General features: G+C 52.2%; 1 protein-coding gene. It reads right to left on the bottom strand.

Translation table 11 applies throughout. From position 1 onward, the window contains the following. Nucleotides 1-2,057 (bottom strand): tandem-95 repeat protein (locus R7070_RS24590; RefSeq protein ID WP_318141331.1); only part of this gene is annotated, 2,057 nt, incomplete at both ends.

The following is a 2,057-nucleotide window of genomic DNA, read 5'->3' as shown; positions in this document are numbered from 1 at the left end:
GCTGGACCGTTATTGGTATCCAGCGACACCACTTTGTCGTCGCCTTCGAACGTGTCGTTATCTAAGACCTTGATGATGGTTGGCGTGTCTTCCACAACCGTCGCGTTGTCTGCCACGATGTCCGCCACAGGCGCAACCGTGAAGTTCACCGTTTGGCTAACGCTTTCGCCGCTTGGATCGGTCGCCGTAAACGTCAATGCTTCTGAGCCGTTCCAGTCTGCCGTTGGAGTGAACGTAGCAATACCATTGACGATCGCCACTTGAATGTTGCTATTACCAGAGACGCTAAACGTTAACTCGCCATCCACGTTATCCACATCACTGAAGGCCGTATTCAGATCGATGCTGTATGGCGTAAAGTCTTCTGCCAAGGTTTGGTCTGCAATGCTGCTTTCAACCACAGGCGCGTCGTTCACCGCATTTACGGTGACGTTGACCGTCGCTTGGTCGGTCAGTGAACCATCGGTGACGGTGTAAGTGATTTCGGCATCACCATTGAAGTTCTCAGCTGGTGTGAAGACCAATTTGCCGTCAACAATCTCGACTGTCCCTTGCTCACTCGGCACAGACGCCGAATCAATGCTTAACGTATCACCATCGATGTCAGTATCGTTTGGCAAGACATCAATCGTCACTGGCGTGTCTTCATCAGTAATCGCCGTGTCATTGGTCGCCACTGGCGCATCATTCACTGGTGTGACATCGACGTTCACCGTGGTGGACTCCGATACCCCACCGGAGGTAACGATGTAGGTAAAGCTGTCTGCACCGTGGTAGTTGTCGTTTGGCGTGTAAGTGACGCTGCCATCCGGGTTGACCGAGACCGTGCCGTTCGCTGGACCGTTATTGCTATCCAGCGACACCACTTTGTCGTCGCCTTCAAACGTATCGTTACCTAAGACCTTAATGATGGTTGGCGTGTCTTCCACAACTGTCGCGTTGTCTGCCACGATGTCCGCTACAGGGGTAACCGTAAAGTTCACCGTTTGGCTAACGCTTTCACCGCTTGGATCGGTGGCGGTAAAGGTTAGGGTTTCTGAGCCATTCCAGTCTGCCGTTGGAGTGAACGTAGCAATACCATTGACGATCGCCACTTGAATGTTGCTATTACCAGAGACGCTAAACGTTAACTCGCCATCCACGTTATCCACATCGCTGAAAGCGGTATTCAGATTGATGCTGTATGGGGTGAAATCTTCCGCCAAGGTTTGGTCTGCAATGCTACTTTCAACCACAGGCGTGTCGTTCACCGCATTCACGGTGACGTTGACCGTCGCTTGGTCAGTCAGTGCACCATCGCTAACGGTGTAAGTGATTTCAGCGTCACCATGGAAGTTCTCAGCCGGTGTGAACACCAACTTGCCGTCAACAATTTCAACTGTACCTTGGTCACTCGGCACAGACGCCGAATCAATGCTTAACGTATCACCATCGATGTCAGTATCGTTTGGCAAGACATCAATCGTCACTGGTGTATCTTCGTCAGTAACAGCGGTATCATCGTTTGCCACTGGCGCATCATTCACTGGTGTGACATCGACGTTCACCGTGGTGGACTCACTGACCCCACCCGACGTAACGATGTACGTGAAGCTGTCTGTACCGTGGTAGTTGTCGTTCGGCGTGTAGGTCACGCTGCCGTCCGGGTTGACAGAGACCGTGCCGTTGGCTGGACCGTTATTGGTATCCAGCGACACCACTTTGTCGTCGCCTTCGAACGTGTCGTTATCTAAGACCTTGATGATGGTTGGCGTGTCTTCCACAACCGTCGCGTTGTCTGCCACGATGTCCGCCACAGGCGCAACCGTGAAGTTCACCGTTTGGCTAACGCTTTCGCCGCTTGGATCGGTCGCCGTAAACGTCAATGCTTCTGAGCCGTTCCAGTCTGCCGTTGGAGTGAACGTAGCAATACCATTGACGATCGCCACTTGAATGTTGCTATTACCAGAGACGCTAAACGTTAACTCGCCATCCACGTTATCCACATCACTGAAGGCCGTATTCAGATCGATGCTGTATGGCGTAAAGTCTTCTGCCAAGGTTTGGTCTGCAATGCT

This window comes from Vibrio sp. 1557, from assembly GCF_033340175.1.
Classification (GTDB): Bacteria; Pseudomonadota; Gammaproteobacteria; order Enterobacterales; family Vibrionaceae; genus Vibrio; species Vibrio alginolyticus.
Note: the sequence above shows the minus strand (reverse complement) of the source record. Positions and strands in the feature narration are given on the sequence as shown.